Here is a 21,111-nt window from a genome sequence, read left to right on the forward strand (position 1 = left end):
AAACCCCGCCCCGCCTCCGTAAGGTCCTGTCCCGATGCCGTACGACGACCTCATCGCCCACCTCACCCGGACCACGATGCTCGGCCCGGGCGAGGCCGCGAGAGTGGTCGCCGACGTGCTCGCCTACTTCGGCGAACCGGTGGAGGCCTACGTCCGCCGCCGGCACGCCGAACTGAAGTCCCGAGGCCTCGCCAACGACGAAATCTTCAAAAGGATCGCCGCCGAACTGCCTACCAGGCGGGTGGCGGCGCCGGAGCTGTCGCTGCGACAGCTCCGCCGGATCATCTACGGAGGGTAAGAGCTATGTGCGGAATCGTGGCCTACGTCGGCCCGAAGGACGCCGCGCCGATCCTGCTCGAAGGCTTGCAGCGCCTGGAGTACCGGGGCTACGACTCCGCCGGCGTCGCCGTGGTGGAGAAGTCCGCGAAGTCCCTCAAAATGCGCAAAGTCAAGGGCCGGGTGGCCGACCTGGCCGCCGCCGTGCCCGCCCGGTTCAAGGGCACGCTCGGCATCGGCCACACCCGCTGGGCCACCCACGGCGTGCCCAGCGATCAGAACGCCCACCCCCACCTGTGCGCCGACGAGCGCATCGCCATCGTGCACAACGGCATCATCGAGAACGCCGACGCGCTCCGCCAGCGCCTGGAGGGCGACGGGGTCGTCTTCCGCAGCGAGACCGACTCCGAGGTGCTCTCGCACCTGATCGCCCGCACCTCCAAGGAGACCGACACCCTGGAGGAGGCGGTGCGCCGGGCCCTCAAGCTGGTGGTCGGCACCTACGGCATCGCCGTGATCGACGCCGAACGCCCCGGCGAGGTGGTGGTGGCCCGCAACGGCAGCCCGATCGTGCTGGGCATCGGCGAGAAGGAGATGTTCGCCGCCTCCGACGTGGCCGCCCTGGTCCGCTACACCCGCCAGGTCGTGCACCTGGAGGACGGCGAGCTGGCGGTGCTCCGCGCGGACGGCTTCTCCACCTTCACCAGCGACGCCAGGGAGACCGCCAAGGAGCCGTTCACCGTCGACTGGGACACCGGCCACTACGACACCGGCGGCTACGAGCACTACCTGCTCAAGGAGATCTCCGAGCAGCCCGACACGGTGGGCCGCACCCTGCGCGGCCGGATCGACGACCGTTTTCACATCGCCCACCTGGGCGGTATCAACATGGACGCCAGGGAGTCCCGCTCGTTCCGGCGCGTGAAGATCATCGGCTGCGGCTCGGCGTACTACTCGGGGCAGATCGGCGCGCAGCTGATCGAGGAGCTGGCCCGCATCCCGGCCGACGCGGAACCGGCCTCGGAGTTCCGGTACCGCAGCCCCGTGGTCGAGCCGGACACGCTGTACGTCGCGATCAGCCAGTCGGGGGAGACCTACGACACGCTGGCCGCCGTACAGGAGCTGAAGCGCAAGGGCGGCAGGGTGCTGGGCATCGTGAACACGGTGGGCAGCGCGATCGCCCGGGAGTGCGACGGCGGCGTCTACCTGCACGCGGGTCCTGAGGTCTCGGTGGCCTCGACCAAGGCGTTCACCTCGACCGCGGCGGCCTTCGCGCTGCTGGCGCTGCACCTGGGCCGGGTGCGCGACCTGTCTCCCGCGGACGGGCGGCGGATCTGCGACGGGCTGCGGCGGCTGCCTGAGCAGATCAAGGAGATCCTCACCCAGGAGGAGCACATCCGGGCGCTGGCCCTGAAGTACGCGCACTGCCCCGGCATGATGTTCGTGGGCCGGGTGCGCGGCTACCCCGTGGCCAGGGAGGGCGCCCAGAAGCTCAAGGAGATCTCGTACGTGCACGCCGAGGCGTACCCGGCGAGCGAGCTCAAGCACGGCCCACTTGCCCTGATAAATCCGGACATGCCGACGGTGGCGATCGTGCCGGACGACGAGCTCCTGGACAAGAACCTGACCACCCTGGGCGAGATCCGGGCCCGCAGCGGCCGCATCCTCATGGTCGGCCACCGCACCACCGACCAGGCCGACGACTGCATCGTGGTCCCCAAGAACGAGATCGAGCTGGACCCGATCCTGCTCACCATCCCGCTCCAGCTCTTCGCCTACCACGCCGCGGTCGCCCTCGGCCGCGACGTGGACAAGCCCCGCAACCTGGCCAAGAGCGTCACCGTGGAATAGACGGTTCCGCGGCGTCCGGTACGGCGGCGACCGTACCGGACGCCCGGGGCCGCACGGTCACGGTGACCACGAAGGCCAGCACGACGAGCCCGGCCGCGACCAGGAACGTGGTCCCGATCCGCCCGGTCGCCGCGTGCACGGTGATCAGCACGGCCAGCCCCACCGACCCGCCCAGCTGCTGCATCGCCTGGAGCAGCCCGGAGGCGGCCCCGGCGTCCTCCTGGGCGACCCCGTTGACGATGGTCATGCTGAGCGGCATCAGCGCGCCGCCCATGCCGAGCCCGAGCAGCACGATCGGCCCCAGGATGCCGGTCACGTACCCCGTGCCCGGATCGATCCGGGAGATCCACAGCATGCCCGCGGCCACCAGGACCATCCCGCCCGCCGCGTGCCGCCACGGTCTGATCCGGCCCACCAGCCGCGGCGTCAGCTGCGACACCCCGAAGATCGCCACCGTCAGCGGCAGGAAGGCCAGCCCCGCCGCCAGCGGCGAGAAGCCCAGCTCGCTCTGGACGAACTGGGTCAGGAAGAAGAAGGTGCTGATCATCGCGGCCGGGAGCAGCATCATGCCGAGGTAGGCCGCGGCCCGCTCGGGCGCCGCGAGCAGCCGCAGCGGCATGATCGGCTGCGCCGCGCGGCGCTCGGTGACCAGGAACGCCGCCAGCAGCCCCACCGCCAGCACGAAGGCGCCCAGGGCGAGCCGGTCGTCCCAGCCCAGGGCGGCGGCCCGGATCAGCCCGTACACCAGGGCGGTCATGCCGAAGGTGGAGGTGAACGCCCCGGCCAGGTCGAACCGGCCTGGCTGGCGTGGGGTCTCGCCCACGAAGCGCGGTGTGAACAGGGCGATGAGCAGGCCGATCGGCACGTTGACGAACATCACCCAGCGCCAGGAGACCCAGTCGGTGAGCACGCCACCGGCCAGCAGCCCGATCGCCGCCCCGGCCGCGCCGACCGAGGTGAACACGGCCAGCGCCCGGGTGCGTACCGGGCCCTGCGGGAAGTTGCCGGTGATCAGCGCCAGGGTGGCGGGACCGGCCAGCGCGCCGCCGGCGCCCTGCGCGATCCGGGAGAGGATGAGCCACTCCGGCGTGGTCGCGAAGCCGCCGGCCAACGAGGCGACGGTGAAGATCGCCACACCCCAGAGCAGGGCCCGGCGCCGGCCGAGGATGTCCCCGGTCCGCCCGCCGAGCAGCAGCAGGCCGCCGAAGGCGAGCATGTACGCGTTGATCACCCAGGACAGGCCGGTCGGCGTGAAGCCGAGGTCGGCGGCCATGCCGGGGAGCGCGATGGTGACGATGGTGGAGTCGAGGATCAGCATCAGCTGGGTCACGGCGATGATCGCCAAGGTGACGCGCAGGCGCGTGGTCATGGGGGTCCTTCGGCGGTAAACTATTCGGAGGCCGACTCCGGTAAATATACGGAGGACGCCTCCGGTTATCAAGGAGTCACCCATGCGCGCCGACGCCCGCCGTAACTACGACCGCCTGCTCGCCGAAGCCGGGGAGGCGTTCGCCCGGCACGGCATCGACGCCTCGCTGGAGGAGATCGCCAAGGCGGCCGGGGTCGGCATCGGCACCCTCTACCGGCACTTCCCGGCCCGGCAGGACCTGATCGTCGCCGTGCTCAGGGACAGCATCGACGCGCTGCTGGCCGAGGGGGAGCGCCTGCGCGAGGAGGAACCCGGCGAGGCCCTGCGCGTCTGGCTGCACGCCCAGATCGCCCACATGGCCACCACCCGGGGTCTGTGTGCCGAGCTGATAATCGGCCTCAAGGACCCCGCCTCCCCGCTGTACGGCACCTGCCACCTGATCACCGCCTCCGGTGACGCGCTGCTCCGGCAGGCCCAGGACGCCGGGGTCGCCCGTCCCGACCTGACCATCCAGGACCTGGTCAAATCGCTGAACGGCATCGCCTGGGTGGCCGAGCGCTTCCCCGACGACCCCGGCCAGGCCGACCGCCTGCTGAGCCTGCTGCTGGACGGCGTACGGGTCCGCCCTGCCCTGCACGAGGTGTAAGTTTCAGCCTTACCCATGGTGTTCCGCCTGGTCAGGCGGGCGCGCTCCGGACGGTTCTTAGGCGTGCGGCCGACGCGGATCTAGCGTCTCTGGGAGCGCTCCCAACGCCACCCCAGGAGGACCTGTGAACCAACTCAAACGGATAGGTCTGACGCTCGCGGTCTTACTCGCGGCAATCTTCGCCGGGACCCTTCCGGCCAACGCCGCCCCCGTGATCTGCGAGACCTTCGGCTCCACCACCATCCAGTCCGGCAAGTACATCGTGATGAACAACGTCTGGGGGGCGAGCACGTCCCAGTGCATCGACGTCAACCAGGCGGGCGGCTTCACCATCACCTCGGCCAACCACAACAACGCCACCAACGGCGCGCCCGCCGCGTACCCGGCCATCTTCGCCGGGTGCCACTACGCCGCCTGCACCACGGGCAGCAGCCTGCCGATGCAGGCCAGCAACCCCGCGTTCAACAACATCCGCAGCTCGGTCAGCTACAGCTATCCGTCCAGCGGCACCTACAACGCCTCCTATGACCTTTGGTTCGATCCGACCCCCCGAACCAACGGTCAGAACACCGGCGCCGAGATCATGATCTGGCTCAACCGGCAGGGCGGGGTGCAGCCCATCGGCTCCCAGGTGGCCACCGTCACCCTGGCCGGCACCAGCTGGCAGGTCTGGTACGGCAACGTCGGCTGGAACGTGATCTCGTACGTACGGAGCTCGGTCGGCACCACGCTCGACCTGAACGTGAACGAGTTCTACAGCGACGCCGTGAACCGCGGTTACGCTCAGCGCTCCTGGTACCTGACCAGCGTGCAGGCCGGCTTCGAGCCCTGGATCGGCGGCACCGGCCTGACCATCAACTCCTTCACCTACACCACCAGCGGTGGCGGCGGCGACACCAGCCCGCCCACCGCGCCCGGCAACCTGACGGCCTCGGGCACCACCTCGTCGGGCACCAACCTGTCCTGGTCGGCCTCCTCCGACAACGTGGGGGTGACCGGCTACAACGTGTTCCGTCGTCAGGGCACCTCGGGTACCTTCACCCAGGTCGGCACGGCCTCCGGCACCACCTTCGCGGCGACCGGCCTGTCGGCCTCCACGCAGTACCAGTTCTACGCCGTGGCCAGGGACGCCGCCGGCAACACCTCGCCGCAGTCCAACACGGTCACGGTGACCACCTCCGGCGGTGGCGGCGGCGACACCAGCCCGCCCACCGCGCCCGGCAACCTGACGGCCTCGGGCACCACCTCGTCGGGCACCAACCTGTCCTGGTCGGCCTCGTCCGACAACGTGGGGGTGACCGGCTACAACGTGTTCAGCCGTCAGGGCACCTCGGGCACCTTCTCCCAGATCGGCACGGCTTCCGGCACCAGCTTCGCGGTGACCGGTCTGTCGGCCTCCACGCAGTACCAGTTCTACGTGGTCGCTCGCGACGCCGCCGGCAACACCTCACCCCAGTCGAACACCGTCTCGGTGACCACCACCAGTGGCGGCGGCGGAACCGGCACCTGCTCGGTCCGCTTCGACACCTGGAACAACGGTTACGTCGCCTACGTCACGGTCAACGGCCCCCGCAGCGGCTGGACGTTCAACTTCACGCTGCCGTCCGGGCACGCCATCACCGGCAGCTGGAACGCCCAGATCAGCGTCAGCGGCCAGAACGTGACCGCGAGCAATGTGTCCCACAACGGCAACCTGGCCAGCGGGCAGTCGGCCGACTTCGGCTTCCAGGCCTCCCGCCCGAACGGCAACACCCAGTTGCCGAGCATCCCGGGCTGCACGACCTGATCCACCCTGATCCATCAGAACCCCGTACGGCCCGCACCCCTCCCCGAGTGCGGGCCGTCCTGGTTATCAGGCTAGCAGGCTAGCTGTATATACAGCTAGCCTGCTAGCGTGGTGGGCATGGCGAAAACGCCGCAGGACGCGTTCGTACCGCACTATTTCCTCATCGAGCAGGCGTTGCGGGCGCGTGTCGCGGCGGGCCGCCCGCACGATCTGCTGCCCTCGGAGAGCGAGCTGAGCGAGGAGTTCGGCGTCAGCCGGATGACCGCCCGGGCGGCGATGCAACGGCTGGTGGCGGCCGGGCTGGTCTACCGCGAGTCGGGCCGTGGCTCGTTCGTGGCACCGGCCCCGACCACCCGGCGGGCGGAGAACCTGGTCCGGTTCAGCGAGGAGATCCGGCGGCGCGGCCAGGTGCCCAGCTCACGGCTGCTGGCCTCCGGCCTGCGCACGGCCACCGACCAGGAGATCGGCCGGCTCCGGCTGGCCCGGCGCGCCAAGGTCGTCGCGATCACCCGGGCCCGGCTGGCCGACGGGGTGCCCGTGGCGCTGGAACACGCCGTCTTCCCCGCCAAGCTGGCGGCCCTGCTCGACGCCGACCTGCGCACCGCCTCCCTGCACGCCACGCTGACCTCGCTCGGCTTCGTGCCCTCACAGGGGCACGCGCGCATCACCGCCGCGACGGCCGGGCCGGACGAGGTGGAGGTGCTGGAGGTGGCCGAGGGCAGCGCACTCCTGGTGGAGCAGCGCCTGATCCTCGACCAGCACGACGAGCCCCTGGAACTCACCGACTCGCGGTACGTGGCGTCCCGTTACGGGCTGGACGTCGCCTTCGTCGTCGAACCCGTCGCAGTGGAAACGGAGCAGTCTTGACCCCTCCGGTCGCCGCCCTCAACTGTGCCGACCTGTCCGTCGCCGAAGTGGCCAAGATGATCGACCACTCGCTGCTGCGCCCGGAGCTCACCCCCCGCCAGGTGACCGAGGGCTGCGACCTGGCGGCGCGCTACCAGGTCGCCTCGGTCTGCGTGAAGCCCGCCGACGTCGCCCTGGCCGCGGAGCGGCTCGCCGGCAGCGGCGTGCTGGTGGGAACGGTGGTCGGCTTCCCGCACGGCTCCTCCACCACCGCGGTCAAGGTGGCCGAGGCCCAGGCCGCCATCGCCGACGGGGCCGCGGAGCTCGACATGGTGCTCAACATCGGCCGGTTGCGCGGGGGAGCGGACGCGGCTGTGGCCGACGACATCGCCGCGGTGGTCGGCGTCGCGCCCGGCACGGTGATCAAGGTCATCTTCGAGAACGCCTACCTGACCGACGAGGAGAAGATCCGCGCCTGCCGCCTGACCGAGGAGGCGGGCGCCCACTACGTCAAGACCTCCACGGGTTTCGCGCCCTCCGGCGCCACCCTCGCCGACGTCCGGCTCATGCGGGCGAACGTCTCGCCCAAGGTCAAGGTCAAGGCGGCGGGCGGCGTCCGCACCCTGGACGTGCTCTTCGAGATGGCCGAGGCGGGGGCGGTCCGTTTCGGGGCCACCACCACGGCCGACATGCTCGACGACCTGGCCGGCCGCCGCACGCCCTAGAGTTGGCGGCTAGTGCTGTGACCGGAAACGATCACCGGGGTCGCACGTAGCCGCCAAGCTGGACCGGATCGAGTACGCCCTGACCCGGCGCCCGGAACGGACTTTCGCCTTCGATGAGTTCGGCCCGCTGGGCATCCGTCCCACCGCCGGGTCGGGGTGGGCGGAACAAGGCCGGCCGGGGCGGTTGCCGGCCACCTACCACCGCACCCACGGGATCACCTACTTCCACGGCTGCTACTCGGTCGGCGATGACCTGCTGTGGGGAGTCAACCGGCGCCGCAAGGGCATCGACCACACCTGGGCCGCGCTGAAGTCGATCCGCGCCGCCCGTCCGGACGGCGCCAAAGTGGACCCCAGCATGCCGAGCATGGTGGAGGCCGGTGCGATGGTCTTCGCATGGAAAGTACTTCTCGATCTGGCGCGCACAGGGCCTTAGACAAGCCCAATCCTCCCAGCTCGGAAGCACTTTCAGGTGGCGAGCTCGTATCTTCGCTCCGCATGGCGGAGCAGCGGCTCGTTCGGCACGGTGGCAGCGGCCGGGCGGGCTATTCGGCGTTGGCGAGGATGTCGGCCAATGCCGTGACGGCCTGTTCTGCGTCGGGGCCTTCGGCCCGGATGGTCAAGCTGCTTGCGGCTGTGGCGCCAAGCCCCATCACGGCGAGCACGCCGGTCGGGTTGATGGTGCGGCCGCTGTGCTGCAGTTGTATGACGCTGGTGAACCTTGCTGCGGCGCGGGCGAGCTGGCCCGCTGGGCGGGCGTGCAGGTTGGCGGGCAGGACGACGGTGACTTCGTGAATCGCCATGGTCGTGGCGGTCGTGGTGGTGTCAGAATTTGGGGACATTGCGGGCCTCCTCGGCGGCTTCAACGACGGTCTTCAAATCCGCACCGGATGCGGCAGCGACCACCGCGGCGACGGCTCCTTCGACGAAGGGCGCGTCGACGAGGGTGACATCGGGGTGGGGATGGTCTTCCAGAACGGTTCGGGCAGTCAGGACGGAGCTGCCGAGGTCGGGGAGGACGATGACGCCGGCTCCGACGTTGGCGCGCCGGATGGCGGCGAGGACCAGATCGTAACTGGTGCCGATCCGGCCGTCGTCGGTTCCTCCGGCGGTGGCAAGGGGGACTGTGTCGGAGCCGATTTGCTTCAGCAGCAGGTGCAGGCCTGCGACGAGCTCGGCACTGTGGGACACGAGTACGATGCCGACAGTGGTGGTCATGAACAGCTACGTTAAATCCCGGAACGCTGTTCATCAATACTGAACCAGGAGATTTTTCGATGGTGCAGGCGGTACATCGGGCAGTGCAGATCTTGCGGGAGCTCGCCTCCGCCGGACCCAGGCTGGGTGTGACCGAACTGGCCGACCGTCTGGGCGTGGCCAAGCCCACGGTGCATGCGCTGCTGCGCACGCTGGAGGCCGAGGGGCTGGTGGTGCAGGATCGGGAGAGCTCGAAGTACCAGCTCGGCCCGGACCTGTTGCAGTTGGGCAACGCCTACCTGGACACCCAAGAGCTGCGGACCCGTTCGCTGACCTGGGCTGACCAGCTCGCCACCCGGGCGAATGAGGCGGCATGGGTGGCGGTGCTCACCGGTGACCACGTGCTGGTGGTGCACCACGCCTTCCGCCCCGTGGGCGCCGTGCAGATCCTCGAGGTGGGAGCCAGCATTCCCTGGAGCACCTGCGCCCTGGGCAAGGCCATCGTTGCGTTCGCCCCGGCGTCCGAGCGGGAGCGGTTGCTCGCGGGCGAGCCGGCGGTACTCACCGGTGCCAGCATCACCGACCCCGGGGTGCTCGTCAGTCAGCTCAAGGAGACCCTCAGGACCGGGTACGCGCTCGAAGACCAGGAGTCGGCCATCGGCGATGCGGGCATCGCCTCCCCGGTCTTCGACCGCTCCGGTGAGGTGGTCGGCGCCATCGGCATTGTCGGCCCCGTCGAGCGCCTGCTGGCCGAACCGGCACGTCAGGAGCTCGCCGTCGCGGTCCGCGAGACCGCCAGAAACCTTTCCCGAGACCTGGGCGCCCCTCGCGGCGGCGCCCGCAGCGCGGGCACCTGACCGGCAAGCCCTTCCGCACCCTGTCCTGGGCCCCTCGGCGCGTCGCCGTGGGGCCTTTTCCGTGCGCCGGGTCCCGATAGTCGGCCGACCCTCTTGACAGGCTCGAAACACGGGCTTAACTTTCGGAACACCGTTCATCCATGATGAACGCATTGCGGGAAGCGGTGAGCTGTCCGGTTCCCCTGAGCTGCCCGCCAGCCCTGGCCCGACCACCTGGCGGCCCCCCACATAGTCTGCTCAACGCCGAGGAGGTGAGACGCCCAGCCCCCGCGTGGGGACTGGACGCCATCCATGGACGACAACACCTACCTACAGAAACTTCTCGCTGAAATGCTGGGCACCGCCGTACTGGTGTTCATCGGCGTCGGTTCGGTCCCCGCAACGCTCATCGTCGGCGGCGACGCACCGTTCACGATGGCGCAGCTGGGGATGATCTCGCTGGCCTTCGCCACCGCCGTGATCGCCATGGTCTACGCGATCGGCCATGTCTCCGGCTGCCACATCAACCCTGCCATCACCCTGGCACTGGCTGTCACGAAGAAGATGCCCTGGCGGGACGTGCCCGGCTACATCGCGGCCCAGGTGGCCGGGGCGCTGCTGGGTGCTCTTGCGATCGTCGGGGTGCTGGGGAAGAAGGCGGTCGACGTCGGTCTCGGCATCGCCGCCTACGGCACCGGCGTCGGCCCGGGACAGGCGTTCTTCGCCGAGGCAGTCGGCACGTTCATCCTCGCTTTCGTCGTCTTCGGGGCCATCGATCGGCGCGCGGCCGGCGGCTTCGCGGGCCTGGCCATCGGACTCGGCGTGTTCGCCATCATCATCCCGGTGGCACCTGCCACCGCGGCGTCCATCAATCCGGCCAGGACGCTCGGCCCGATGCTCACCGGAGAGCTGTTCGGCGGAACGATCCACTGGGACCAACTGCCTGTCTATCTCGGCGCTGAGGTGATCGGCGCCATCGCCGCGGGCGTCCTCTACACCGCGCTCAACGCCCGCCGCAAGGCCACCGCCATTACGCGATCCGAGAACCGGAACGTCGAGCCCGCCGCTGCCCAAGGAACCCTGTCGTGAAGAAGCTCATCAACAGCCCCGAAACAGTCCTGGACGAAGCCCTGGCAGGCATCGCCGCCGCCCACCCCGAACTCCGTGTCGACGCGAAGAACAAGGTGATCACCCGCGCCGACGGCACCATCAGAGCCGGCGGGGTGGCCCTCATCTCCGGCGGCGGCTCCGGGCACGAGCCCCTGCACGGCGGCTTCGTCGGACCCGGCATGCTGACCGCCGCCTGCCCCGGTGAGGTGTTCACCTCCCCGGTCCCCGATCAGATGCTGGCCGCGGCCCAGGCCGTGGACAGCGGGGCGGGAGTGTTGTTCATCGTGAAGAACTACACCGGCGACGTCCTGAACTTCCAGATGGCCGCCGAACTGGCCGCCGAGGAAGGCATCATGGTGAAGACCGTCGTGGTCGACGACGATGTCGCCGTCCAGGACTCGACCTGGACCGCCGGACGCCGGGGCACCGGAGCCACTGTCTTCGTCGAGAAGATCGTCGGCGCGCTCGCCGAACAGGGTGCCGACCTGGCCGCGGTGGCCGAGATGGGACGCCGGGTCAACGCCTGCTCCCGGTCTTTCGCCGTCGCCTTGACCGCATGCACCGCCCCCGCCGCGGGCAAGCCCGGCTTCGACCTGCCGGAAGACGAGATGGAGGTCGGCGTTGGCATCCACGGCGAGCCCGGACGCCGGCGCGACAAGCTCCGCCCCGCCAGGGAGATCGTGGCCACCGCCCTGGAAGCGATCCTCGCCGACCAGCCCCTGGCCGCGGGAGACGAGACCATCGTCATGGTCAACGGCCTGGGCGCAACCCCGCTGCTGGAGCTGTACGTGGTCTTCAACGAGGTCGCCACCGCGTTGACGGGCCAGAACGTCGTCATCGCCCGCAGCCTCGTCGGCAACTATGTGACCAGCCTGGACATGGCGGGTGTTTCCATCACCGTGTGCAAGGCCGACGCTGACATGCTGGCCCTGTGGGACGCACCCGTGAACACCCCAGCCCTGCGCTGGGGCACCTAGCGGAGTCGGGGGCGAGCCCGTACGAGGAGGGATAGGACCTCCCCATCCACACTCCCAGCCCCCCGAGACGGTCTCGCCCCCGGCCCTGCCCACCGTCAACAGCCGTATAACCGATCACGAACGGAGATCCCGTGGACATCGACCTCGCCCGTAGTTGGGTGCAGGCCATCGCCGCCGCCGTAGACCAGCACAAGGACTACCTCACCCAGCTCGACTCGGCCATCGGTGACGCCGACCACGGCATCAACATGCACCGCGGCTTCTCCGCCGTCACCACGGCCGTGGCAAACATGGAGGCGGACATCGTCGGGGCCGTACTGGTCAAAGCAGGCACCACGCTCATCTCCAGCGTCGGCGGCGCGTCCGGCCCGCTGTACGGCAGCGCCTTCCGCGCCATCGGCAAGGCCCTGGATGCGCCGACAGCCGACCCGCAGCAGTTCGCGGCCGCCCTTGCCGCTGGTCTGCAGAGTGTCCAGAAGCTCGGTGCGGCAGCACCCGGCGACAAGACGATGATCGACGCCTATGCCCCTGCGGTGGCCGCCTTCCAGCTGCAGGTCGACTCCGGTGGCGACTTCGCCGCCGCAGCAGGGGCCGCAGCGGACGCTGCCAAGGAGGGCATGCGCGCGACCACCCCCCTGCAGGCACGCAAAGGCCGGTCCTCCTACCTCGGCGCCCGCAGCGTCGGCCATCAGGACCCTGGCGCTACCTCCACCGCCCTGATCTTCCGCGCTCTCGCTGAGACGGTGGCCCGATGATCCGCCGCGCCTACATCGGGCATACGGCCGCGTTCGGAACGGCTCTGGGCTTTCTCCACCGCACGGACCGCCCGCCGACCCCCACCCTCCTGCCTCGGCGCACCAGCGGCGACCCTGCCCAGCAGATCGTCGACGCCTTCGACGCCGTCGCCACCCGCCTGCTCGACCTGTCCGCCTCGCTGCGCGAGCAGGGCAAGGACGAACAGGCCGACATCATGGAGGTCAACGGCTACATCGCGCAGGATCACGATCTGCGCGAACAGGCGATCAAGCGAACGCACCAAAGACAGCCGGTGGCTGTCGCCGTCCGGCAGGCCGTCGACGCCTATGCCGGACTCATCGCCGCCCTGGACGACCCGACCCTGGCCGAACGCGCCGCCGACGTCCGGCAGGTCGGCCGCCGCGTCCTGGCCCATTTGCACGGCGACACCGATCCCGCGCCCGACCGGCCCCTCGTCCTGGTTGCCCACGAAATCGGCGCGGCAGACCTGCTGGAACCCGGCCGGACAGTGACCGCCGCCATCTCCGTGACCGGCGGACCCAACTCCCATGCCGCCATCGTCGCCCGCTCCCAGGGCATCCCCCTCCTGCTCGCTGTCGACTCCGCTTTGCTCGACGAACCAGAGGGGCAGGAGATCCTCCTCGACGCCGGCCTGGCGACCGCGATCGTCCATCCTGACGACGACGAACGCACCGCCGCGCTCCGCGCGATGGACGCCGCTCGCGCTCGCCGCTTTGCGCTTGCCGAGGAACGTCACCTGCCCGCCGAGACACTCGACCACCGCCGGGTCGTGCTGCGGGCCAATGTCGCCACCCCGGCCGACGCCCGCGCCATGCTGACCGCCAACGCCGACGGCGTCGGCCTGCTCCGCACCGAGCTTCCTTTCCTCAACCATCGCGCCTGGCCCACCCGCGAGCAGCACGCCGCTGCCCTGGTCCCCGTCCTGCGCGCCCTTGCCGGAAAGGTAGTCACCGTCCGTACCCTGGACTTCGCCGACGACAAACTGCCGCCGTTTCTCGCCGCGGGCCGGGAGGATGGGCGTCTTGGCCGCAGCCTGCCCCTCATGCTGGCCCAGCCCGAGGCGTTCGCCGACCAGTTCCACAGCCTGCTGAGCGTCGGAGGCGGAACCGACCTGCGCGTCATGATCCCCATGGTCGCGAGCGTCGACGAACTTCGCCACTGCCGCGCGCTTTTGCACGCCGCAGCCGCGGAACTCGGCGTCACGCCACCCCCGCTGGGCATCATGGTCGAGCTCCCCGAAGCCGTCGCAGCCGCCGATGACCTCGCCCGCGAGGCTTCTTTCTTCTCCATCGGCAGCAACGACCTGACCTGTCAGATCCTGGGCCTGGACCGCCGCGACCCCGCCGCCACCCCCGCCATGGCCGCGCACCCCGCCGTGCTCAACGCCATCCACCAGGTCGTCACCGCCGCGCACCGCCACGACCGTCATGTCTCCGTATGCGGCGACGCCGCCGCACACCCCCTTGTCACCCCCCTCCTCATCGGCCTCGGCTGCGACAGCCTCTCCGTCGCGCCCGCCGTCGTCGACGAAGTCCGCGCCCGCGTCCGATGCCTGCGCCACGACACCTGCGCTGCCACGGCAGCCGCAGCCCTCATCCACAAGACCCCGGAAGAGGTGTGGCAACTCGTCGAGCAGCATTGTCGGCCGCCGATGCCTTGACCCCTGTACCTGCGAAGATCAATCCACCGCCAGGCGCCCCGGCAACACACAGAACACCACCCGCGGCGCCTTCGGACCTTGAAGGATGCTGTTCATGCCGCTTAAGCGCCCCGACGCTTCATCGATAGCGCGCTTCGGCCTCGGCCTGGCCGCTGTTGGACGTCCCGGTTACATCACGCTGGGCCGTGACCTGGATCTGCCCGCCGACCGTTCGGTCGAGGCGATGCAGGCCCATGTCCACCGGCTGCTGGACGCCGCCTACACCGCAGGTGTGCGGTATTTCGACGCCGCCCGGTCATACGGTATGGCCGAGGACTTCCTCGCCAGCTGGCTTCATGCCCGTCCCGATGTGCAAGGCGTGGTGATCGGCAGCAAGTGGGGCTACACCTACACCGCTGGCTGGAGAACGGACGCCAGAACGCACGAAGTCAAGGACCACAGCCTCGCCACGTTTCGACGACAGCTTTCGCACACACGTGCACTGCTCGGCACCCGGCTCGACCTGTACCAGGTTCACTCGGTCACTCCGACAAGTACGGCGCTGACCGACCCTGCACTCCATGAGCGACTGGCCGTGCTCGCCACTGAAGGCGTGACGATCGGGCTGTCTGCCAGCGGACCAGATCAGGCGGAAACCATCCGCACGGCACTGGAGATCACGGTCGAAGGCAAGCAGCTGTTCGGCAGCGTGCAGGCCACCTACAACCTCATGGAACCGTCGGCGGGCGCCGCACTTGCCGAGGCGCACGCCGCTGGGTGCACAGTGATCGTCAAGGAAGGACTGGCCAACGGTCGCCTGGCAGATCGCCATGCCTCGGGTCCAGAAGCCACCGTCCTGCGCGACATCGCGCAGGAGGCGAAAGTCTCGTGTGATGCCGTGGCGCTCGCAGCCGTCGCCGCACAGCCTTGGGCGGACATCGTCCTGTCCGGAGCGGCCACGGCCGAGCAACTCATCAGCAATCTCACGGCCACGCACCTCCGCCTCGTCCCCGATCAGCTCGAGCGGCTCACCGCGCTGGCCGAGCCTGCCGACGTCTACTGGGCGCAAAGATCACAGCTGAGCTGGACGTGAACGGCACTGACAGCTCCTTCAATCTGAAGCAGCCAGCCTCCTCTCAACTCACCGTTCCGGAAAACCGGGGGAAGACCATGCGGCGTCGGCGGGGCGGCCCGCGCAGATTTTCACGCCCGCGAGGCGTCATCTGCAGGTGAACGGCTGACTCCTATGGCTAGTGCTGTGACCGGAAACGATCACCGAGTTGGGCGGTCACGCCACGGCTGACTGTGGCCTGCCGCCCCAGCGGATGCCCTTCTCACTACGGACTCGAGCACGTTCACGGCGCTGGGCGGTCAAAACGTCGGGATGGCGAGCATTGGCGTTGCGCCAGCGCAGATAGGCGTGCAACGCCCGGGTCTGGACGGTGTGGTTCGGATGGTCGGAGTTGGCGATGGTGAACTGCCGCAGCGGCCCGAAGTGCGCCTCGATCGGGTTGGCCCAGGAGGCATAGGTCGGGGTGAAGCACAACTCGACCTTGTTCTTCCTCGCCCAGGCCCGGATGCGCCGGTTCTTGTGCGCGACAGGTTGTCCAGGATCACATAGATCGGGGCGCCGTCCGGACGGGCGGCTAGGTGATCCCGTGGGTGCGGTGGTAGGTGGCCGGCAACCGCCCCGGCCGGCCTTGTCCCGCCCACCCCCACCCATGGGCAGAGCGGATGCCCAGCGGGCCGAACTCATCGAAGGCGAAAGTCCGTTCCGGGCGCCGGGTCAGGGCGTACTCGATCCGGTCCAGCTTGGCGTCGAAGTCCGGGTCCGGGGACTCCTTCCAGGTCTTGGTGCGCTGGAAGGTGATCCCCCGGCGGGCGAGCAGCGCGCGTAAGGCTTCCCGGCCGATCACAGCACTAGGAGCCGGCGGCCCGGATCGCGTCCAGGGTCTCCATGACCGTCACGGTCAGGTCCAGCGGCCAACGGTCCGACTCGGTACGGCCGGCGCGCAGGCACCGGGCGACCTCTTCCGCCTGGTAGGTGTAGCCGTGCCCGGCCAGTTCCTCGCGCCAGGTCTCCGGCGGCGCACCGTCCCGGAACAACCGGGTCGAGTCAGGCCGGACGAACGGCCCGTCCACGATGATCCGGCCCCGGGTGCCGACGATCGTCGCGGCGTGCGGCGAGTGGGCCAGCAGCGAGGCGTGCAGCAGGGCGACCGCTCCGGACGGGAAGCCGAGCAGGATCGCGGTGTCCGCGTCGACTCCGGTCGCCGCGGGCGTGGACAGGGCGCGGACGCGCTCGGGCGCGCCCAGCAGCAGGCAGGCCAGCGCGACCGGGTAGACGCCCAGGTCGAGCAGGGCGCCGCCGGCCAGCTCGGGTGCCCACAGCCGCCCGGCCGGGTCGTACTCCGGTGCGATGCCGAAGTCCGCGTACACGGCCCTGACCTCGCCGATCGCGCCGTCGGCGACCAGGGTGCGGATCCGTTCCACGATCGGGTTGAACCGCATCCACATGGCTTCCATGGTGAACAGCCCGCGGGTGCGCGCCAGGCCGGCCAACTCCCTGGCCTCCATCGCGCTCACCGTGAACGGCTTCTCCACCAGGACCGCCCGTCCGGCCTCCAGGCACAGGAGTCCCATCGGGTGGTGCAGGTGGTGCGGTGTCGTGATGTAGACGACGTCCACGCCGTCGTCGCCGGCCAGGTCCTCGTAGCTGCCGTGGGCCCGGGGAATCCCGTACCTGTTGGCGAACGTCTCGGCCGTCTCGGGCGCCCGCGAGCCGACCGCGGCGACCTCGTGGCCGGGTAAGGTCAGCAGATCCTCCGTGAACACGCTCGCGATGTTGCCCGTGCCGAGCACGCCCCACCGGATCGGCCTGGTCACGAGGCGGCCCCGGGGGTTTCCTGGCCGAACACGACGACGGTCTTCAGACCGCCGGCCGTGCCGTAGCCGTGGAAGACGCCGCGTACGCCGGCCTCGTCCAGGAAGTCGACGGTTCCGGTGATGAGTGAGTCCATTTCGAGAATGTCGCTCAAAAGCAGATTCTGGGCAACCTGCATGACGTGCGCGGTCCGCGCCATCGGGAAGGCCCGCACGTCGAACGGAGCGGCCTTCAACTGCAGGCCCTTGGCCAGCACGGCCCAGGTGTCCACGCTCTGCGGGATGCTGGTCGCGCCGAAGATCACGTACGTGCCGTCCGCGCGGAGCAGACGCATCCCGGCGGCCCGGACATCGGAGGCGCCGACGTGTGGCAGCGTGTCAAACACGTAGTCGGCGACCGCGCCGTAGTGCTTGTCGGCGAGCCCCGACAGGACCTCGGCCTGGCTCTCGGGGTCGAAGGCCGTGCTCACCCCCAGCCGCAGCGCCGCCGCCCGCCTGGCCGGGTTCCGCTCCAGCACCATGACCCCGGCGACACCGAAGAACCTGGTCATCACCTGCGCCGCCAGCAGCCCGATCGGGCCCGCGCCGAGCACCACCACGATGTCGCCGGGGTGCGGCGGGTGGCTCAGCACGGCCCGCAGCACGGAGGTCAGCGGCTCGATCAACGTCATCCGGGAGAGCGTCGAGTCCGGCGGCAGGATCACCGCCGCGGCCTGGTGGGCGTCCACGAAACCCCGCTCGGTGTACCAGGTGCTCTCGCTCCGCTCGTCGCCGGGAAAGAGGGGGAGGATCGCCCGGTACTCGGCCAGCCCCTCGAAGTCCGTCTGCCCCCAGTAGGCGACCGCGTCGCCCTCCCGGACCCGTCCGCGCAGGTTCTCTCCGATCTGGACGACCCGGCCGACGTACTCGTGCCCGGGCACGATCGGCCACTGCTCAGGGACCAGGTGTCCGCGGTAGTACGAGACATCGGTCGAACACACGCTCACCGCCTCGGTCCGCAGCAGCAGACCGTCCGGGGGACACGCGGGATCAGGCCGCTCGGTAAGGGAGAGCACGCCGGCACCGGCCATTTCATAAGCCCACATGACATCCTGCCTTCATCGGGGGATGGGATGCAGAGCAGCTTTCCGCGGCTGGCGGGCCCGCGGCGGGCGGGCCGTTTGTCCGCGGACGTCCGCGGACAGGACGCCGTTCTTGTTGGCAATTCTTTGCCGGAAATACAGACTGAAAGGATGAGTGATTACGAGATTCCCGATCCCGTCGGCATTACCACCCTGAAAGAACTCACCCGCGCCCTGACCATGTTGCGCCGCCGTGCCGCCGGAAAGGGCCAGGTGCAAATGCCGGTACGGGAGATCGCCAAACGGACGGGCCGCGCACCCAGCACGCTCGACCCCTACCTGCGGGGACAGCGGTTATGCCCCGAAAGCACATATGAGGACATCCTTGTTGTGCTCGGCGTGCCACGCGACCGGCTACGCCCCTGGCTGGACGCCTGGGAGCGGGTGGCCGACGGGGCCGAACGGCCGAATGCGAGCCCGGCCCGGCACCTTAACCACCAGATCGAGTTCCTTTACCGCCTCCGGCCGCCGCCGACGGTCGACGGCCCGCGCCTGGGAATCATCACCGGGGACCTGCGCCGAGTGAAAAGCATTGAGATTTGGGTGAATTCTGAGAACACACAGATGCGAATGGCGCGATTCGACGACTGTTGCATTTCGGCGGTCATCAGGTTTGAGAGCGCGCGCCACGACGGCGGTGGCGGCATCGTGCACGACCCGATCGCCGACGAGCTGGAACACCGGGTACACGGACGGCGCCCCGTCCACCCGGGCACGGCCATCATGACCGGCCCCGGGCAACTGGCGGGCGCCAACGGCGTCGAGCACGTCATCCACGTCGCGGCCGTACAGGGCGAACCCGGGCGGGGGTACCGGCAGGTCAGGGACGTCGGCAGGTGCGTCACCAACGCCTGCGCGCTGGCCGAGACCCTGTGCGCCAGGGACGGGCGCCCCCGCGCCGTACTGTTCCCACTGCTGGGCACCGGGTCGGGCGGCGGCGACCTGCGGGACACCGTCGAGGTCCTGCTCGGCGCCGCGGTCGACCACCTGTCCACCCGGCGGAGCCTGCTCCGCACGGTGTACTTCCTCGCCTACACCGCCGAGGAACTCGCGATCTGCCGCGAGGCGTTCGACGGCAACCCGCGGCTGGACTTCCACGGGGCCGACACCTCGCGCTAGGCCGGGTCCCGTCTGGTCGTGCACCACCAGGCGGCCACCCCGAGCAGGGCGGCCAGTGCCGTCAGCACGCCCGCCTCCGCCGACTGGAGAGCCGTCAAGGGCCAGTCGAGCTCCCGGTCGGCGCGGTTGCGGAGGCCCTCCGCGATCAGTTGGGTGGCGGCCACCCCGAAGAAGGAGGCGCCCATCGCGACCGTGGTGCGCCGGGTGATCGCGCTCCAGGCCACGCCGATGGCGACCGCGAACACCGCCCAGGCGTAGGGGAGGGCGCCGGTCAGCACATACAGGGTGTCGTTGACCTCGCGTTTCCAGGGCAGGCCGCCGAGGGACCACCAGGCCAGGGCGCTGGTTCCGGCCGTGGTGAGCACGGCCAGGGCGAGGGCGACCAGCGTCTGGGGGAGGAACCAGCGGGAACGGGTGATGCTCTGGGTCCAGGCCAGCTGGTGGGTGCCGCGTTCGAACTCGCGGGAGACCAGTGGGGCGCCGAGGAAGACGCCCAGCACCAGCGGGATGTACGGGAACAGGCCGGCCGAGATGCCGCGCAGGCCGGGGAAGCCGTGTTCGACGGCGGCCAGGCCGGCCCAGAGGGCGACGATCAGCGCCATCGTCACCATGCGGACGCGGTGCTGGCGGAAGGCGAGCCAGGTCATGCGACATCCTCCGTGCCGGCGATCGTCGGTGGGGGCAGGTGCACGCTGTCCCTGGCGCGCATGTAGCCGAGGACCACGTCCTCCAGGGCGAGGTCGCGGACCGTCCAGCGGGGGTCGTGGATCGGGCCGCGCATGCGGACCAGCAAGGTGGACTGGCGTTCCGTCGTGCGTTCGCTCACCACGTCGTACGGGCCTGCGGGAGCCGTGCCGGCCGGGCCGACCAGGAGGCGGTGGCGGTGCACGATGTCCTCGATGTCGCCCGCCACCTGGACGCGGCCACCGGAGACCAGGATCAGGTGGTCGCAGACGTCGTTCAGTTCGGCGATCACGTGGGAGGAGAGCAGCACGGTCATGCCGGTGTCGGCGACGGCGGCCATCAGGCCCTCCATCACCTCGTGGCGGGCCAGCGGGTCGAGGTTGGCCAGCGGCTCGTCGAGCACGATCAGTTCGGCGCGTTTGGCCACGGCCAGGGTGATGGCGACCTGGGCGCGCTGGCCGCCGGAGAGGGCGCGGATCTTGGATTTGAGCGGGATGCCGAGTTCGTCCAGGCGGGTTCTGGCCGCCGGTTGGTCGAAGCGGGGGTTGAGGCGTTCGCCGAGGCGGAGGGTTTCCGCGACGGTGAACTCCGGGTAGAGGGGTTTTTCCTGGGCGACGAAGGCCACATGCTGGAGGCTCTCGCCGTACGGGGGGCGGCCGAAGACGTGGATCTGGCCGGTGGTGGGGCGGCGCAGGCCCACGGTCAGGTTCATCAGCGTGGTCTTTCCGGCGCCGTTCGGGCCGACCAGGGCGATGATCCTGCCCTCAGGGACGGTCAGGAAGACGTCCTTCAGTGCCCACTTGTCGCCGTACCGTTTGCCCAGGCCGGTGGCCTCCAGGGCGGTCATGCGGTGTCCGCCTGGCGGAGGTGGCCGGTCAGGGCCGATTCCAGCAGGGAGCGCATGTCGTCGGGGCCCAGGCCGGCCGCGCGGGCCTCGCTCACCCAGGCCAGCAGTCCCGCCTCAAGGCGGGGGTTGTGCGGGCGGGCCAAGGACCTTCGCACGAAGGTGCCCAGCCCCGGGCGGGCTTCGACCAGGCCGCGTTGTTCCAGCTCACGGTAGGCGCGCAGGACCGTGTTGGGGTTGATGGCCAGCCGGGCGACCACCTCCCTGGCGGTCGGGAGCTGGTCGCCGTAGGTCAGCAGACCGGCCCGGAGCGCGTGCTCCACCTGCTGCACAATCTGCGCGTACGTCGCGGTGCCCGACTTCCGGTCGAGTGTGAATTCGATCAACGTTCTCCTCACCTCAATTAACTAATACATTAGTTAATT

21 protein-coding genes and 2 pseudogenes are annotated in these 21,111 nt (G+C 69.8%); 14 read left to right on the forward strand and 9 right to left on the reverse strand.

The window, feature by feature from the left end; genetic code table 11:
* Window positions 1-34 precede the first annotated feature (34 nt).
* Window positions 35-298, forward strand: coding sequence for a hypothetical protein (locus KIP79_RS07190; RefSeq protein ID WP_214103883.1), 264 nt, complete (start codon window positions 35-37; stop codon window positions 296-298).
* Window positions 299-303: 5 nt separating this feature from the next.
* Window positions 304-2,127, forward strand: a complete 1,824-nt coding sequence (glmS, locus tag KIP79_RS07195; RefSeq protein WP_214103884.1) for a glutamine--fructose-6-phosphate transaminase (isomerizing) — start codon at window positions 304-306, stop codon at window positions 2,125-2,127.
* Here the strand turns inward: glmS and KIP79_RS07200 are convergent.
* The gene (locus tag KIP79_RS07200) at window positions 2,114-3,496 is read right to left on the reverse strand and encodes an MFS transporter (RefSeq protein ID WP_214103885.1); all 1,383 of its coding nucleotides are present in this window, start codon (window positions 3,494-3,496) and stop codon (window positions 2,114-2,116) included. The genes glmS and KIP79_RS07200 overlap by 14 nt on opposite strands.
* Before the next feature lie 82 nt (window positions 3,497-3,578).
* Here KIP79_RS07200 and KIP79_RS07205 point away from each other — a divergent pair, with 82 nt between their 5' ends.
* The 5 genes and pseudogenes from KIP79_RS07205 to KIP79_RS49240 form a co-directional block, all read left to right on the forward strand.
* The gene (locus tag KIP79_RS07205; protein ID WP_214103886.1) at window positions 3,579-4,142 is read left to right on the forward strand and encodes a TetR/AcrR family transcriptional regulator; all 564 of its coding nucleotides are present in this window, start codon (window positions 3,579-3,581) and stop codon (window positions 4,140-4,142) included.
* Window positions 4,143-4,266: 124 nt separating this feature from the next.
* Entirely contained in the window at window positions 4,267-5,928 is a 1,662-nt protein-coding gene (locus tag KIP79_RS07210; RefSeq protein ID WP_214103887.1) for a GH12 family glycosyl hydrolase domain-containing protein, read from the forward strand.
* Window positions 5,929-6,045: 117 nt separating this feature from the next.
* A complete protein-coding gene (locus tag KIP79_RS07215; protein ID WP_214103888.1) occupies window positions 6,046-6,795 on the forward strand; it encodes a GntR family transcriptional regulator in 750 nt (249 codons plus the stop codon).
* Window positions 6,792-7,499 (forward strand): deoxyribose-phosphate aldolase, encoded by a 708-nt coding sequence (gene deoC / locus KIP79_RS07220; RefSeq protein ID WP_250212811.1) that lies wholly within the window; start codon window positions 6,792-6,794, stop codon window positions 7,497-7,499. The genes KIP79_RS07215 and deoC overlap by 4 nt, the downstream gene beginning before the upstream one ends.
* 25 nt (window positions 7,500-7,524) lie before the next feature.
* Window positions 7,525-7,899, forward strand: a pseudogene (locus KIP79_RS49240) (IS630 family transposase); the annotation flags it as partial.
* A gap of 145 nt (window positions 7,900-8,044) precedes the next feature.
* Here the strand turns inward: KIP79_RS49240 and KIP79_RS07230 are convergent.
* Both KIP79_RS07230 and dhaM read right to left on the reverse strand, forming a co-directional pair.
* Window positions 8,045-8,341, reverse strand: coding sequence for an HPr family phosphocarrier protein (locus tag KIP79_RS07230; RefSeq protein ID WP_214103889.1), 297 nt, complete (start codon window positions 8,339-8,341; stop codon window positions 8,045-8,047).
* Window positions 8,325-8,717 carry a dihydroxyacetone kinase phosphoryl donor subunit DhaM gene (gene dhaM / locus KIP79_RS07235; RefSeq protein WP_214103890.1) on the reverse strand — a complete coding sequence of 131 codons (393 nt, stop codon included), beginning with the start codon at window positions 8,715-8,717 and terminating at the stop codon, window positions 8,325-8,327. The genes KIP79_RS07230 and dhaM overlap by 17 nt, the downstream gene beginning before the upstream one ends.
* A gap of 59 nt (window positions 8,718-8,776) precedes the next feature.
* Here dhaM and KIP79_RS07240 point away from each other — a divergent pair, with 59 nt between their 5' ends.
* The 6 genes from KIP79_RS07240 (at window position 8,777) to KIP79_RS07265 (ending at window position 15,128) form a co-directional block, all read left to right on the forward strand.
* Window positions 8,777-9,553, forward strand: coding sequence for an IclR family transcriptional regulator (locus tag KIP79_RS07240; RefSeq protein WP_214103891.1), 777 nt, complete (start codon window positions 8,777-8,779; stop codon window positions 9,551-9,553).
* 291 nt (window positions 9,554-9,844) lie between these two features.
* The gene (locus tag KIP79_RS07245) at window positions 9,845-10,621 is read left to right on the forward strand and encodes an MIP/aquaporin family protein (RefSeq protein WP_214103892.1); all 777 of its coding nucleotides are present in this window, start codon (window positions 9,845-9,847) and stop codon (window positions 10,619-10,621) included.
* Window positions 10,618-11,619 (forward strand): dihydroxyacetone kinase subunit DhaK, encoded by a 1,002-nt coding sequence (gene dhaK / locus KIP79_RS07250; protein WP_214103893.1) that lies wholly within the window; start codon window positions 10,618-10,620, stop codon window positions 11,617-11,619. The genes KIP79_RS07245 and dhaK overlap by 4 nt, the downstream gene beginning before the upstream one ends.
* A 131-nt stretch (window positions 11,620-11,750) precedes the next feature.
* Window positions 11,751-12,374 carry a dihydroxyacetone kinase subunit DhaL gene (gene dhaL / locus KIP79_RS07255; RefSeq protein WP_214103894.1) on the forward strand — a complete coding sequence of 208 codons (624 nt, stop codon included), beginning with the start codon at window positions 11,751-11,753 and terminating at the stop codon, window positions 12,372-12,374.
* Complete coding sequence (locus KIP79_RS07260) at window positions 12,371-14,056, forward strand: putative PEP-binding protein (RefSeq protein ID WP_214103895.1); 1,686 nt, start codon at window positions 12,371-12,373, stop codon at window positions 14,054-14,056. Before dhaL ends, KIP79_RS07260 begins: the two co-directional genes overlap by 4 nt.
* A gap of 94 nt (window positions 14,057-14,150) precedes the next feature.
* On the forward strand, window positions 14,151-15,128 hold the full coding sequence (locus tag KIP79_RS07265; protein WP_250212813.1) for an aldo/keto reductase: 978 nt from the start codon (window positions 14,151-14,153) through the stop codon (window positions 15,126-15,128).
* A gap of 195 nt (window positions 15,129-15,323) precedes the next feature.
* On the opposite strand, the pseudogene KIP79_RS49245 reads toward KIP79_RS07265, so the two are convergent.
* From KIP79_RS49245 to KIP79_RS07280, 3 genes and pseudogenes are all read right to left on the reverse strand, one after another.
* Window positions 15,324-15,966 (reverse strand): annotated as a pseudogene (locus KIP79_RS49245) (transposase); the annotation flags it as partial.
* On the reverse strand, window positions 15,956-16,921 hold the full coding sequence (locus KIP79_RS49250) for a Gfo/Idh/MocA family protein (RefSeq protein WP_214103897.1): 966 nt from the start codon (window positions 16,919-16,921) through the stop codon (window positions 15,956-15,958). The pseudogene KIP79_RS49245 and the gene KIP79_RS49250, both read right to left, overlap by 11 nt.
* Window positions 16,918-18,003 (reverse strand): zinc-dependent alcohol dehydrogenase, encoded by a 1,086-nt coding sequence (locus tag KIP79_RS07280; protein ID WP_214103898.1) that lies wholly within the window; start codon window positions 18,001-18,003, stop codon window positions 16,918-16,920. Before KIP79_RS07280 ends, KIP79_RS49250 begins: the two co-directional genes overlap by 4 nt.
* A 147-nt stretch (window positions 18,004-18,150) precedes the next feature.
* Between KIP79_RS07280 and KIP79_RS07285 the strand changes: the two genes are divergently transcribed.
* Window positions 18,151-19,158 (forward strand): macro domain-containing protein, encoded by a 1,008-nt coding sequence (locus KIP79_RS07285; RefSeq protein ID WP_214103899.1) that lies wholly within the window; start codon window positions 18,151-18,153, stop codon window positions 19,156-19,158.
* Here the strand turns inward: KIP79_RS07285 and KIP79_RS07290 are convergent.
* The 3 genes from KIP79_RS07290 to KIP79_RS07300 are packed head-to-tail and all read right to left on the reverse strand — an operon-like array spanning window position 19,155 to window position 21,072.
* On the reverse strand, window positions 19,155-19,805 hold the full coding sequence (locus KIP79_RS07290) for an ABC transporter permease (RefSeq protein WP_214103900.1): 651 nt from the start codon (window positions 19,803-19,805) through the stop codon (window positions 19,155-19,157). The two genes, KIP79_RS07285 and KIP79_RS07290, sit on opposite strands and share 4 nt — an antisense overlap.
* Entirely contained in the window at window positions 19,802-20,689 is an 888-nt protein-coding gene (locus tag KIP79_RS07295; protein ID WP_214103901.1) for an ABC transporter ATP-binding protein, read from the reverse strand. The genes KIP79_RS07290 and KIP79_RS07295 overlap by 4 nt, the downstream gene beginning before the upstream one ends.
* Window positions 20,686-21,072 carry a GntR family transcriptional regulator gene (locus KIP79_RS07300; RefSeq protein WP_214103902.1) on the reverse strand — a complete coding sequence of 129 codons (387 nt, stop codon included), beginning with the start codon at window positions 21,070-21,072 and terminating at the stop codon, window positions 20,686-20,688. The genes KIP79_RS07295 and KIP79_RS07300 overlap by 4 nt, the downstream gene beginning before the upstream one ends.
* Between the last annotated feature and the right edge of the window lie 39 nt (window positions 21,073-21,111).

Source organism: Acrocarpospora catenulata (assembly GCF_018476525.1).
GTDB lineage: Bacteria > Actinomycetota > Actinomycetes > Streptosporangiales > Streptosporangiaceae > Acrocarpospora > Acrocarpospora catenulata.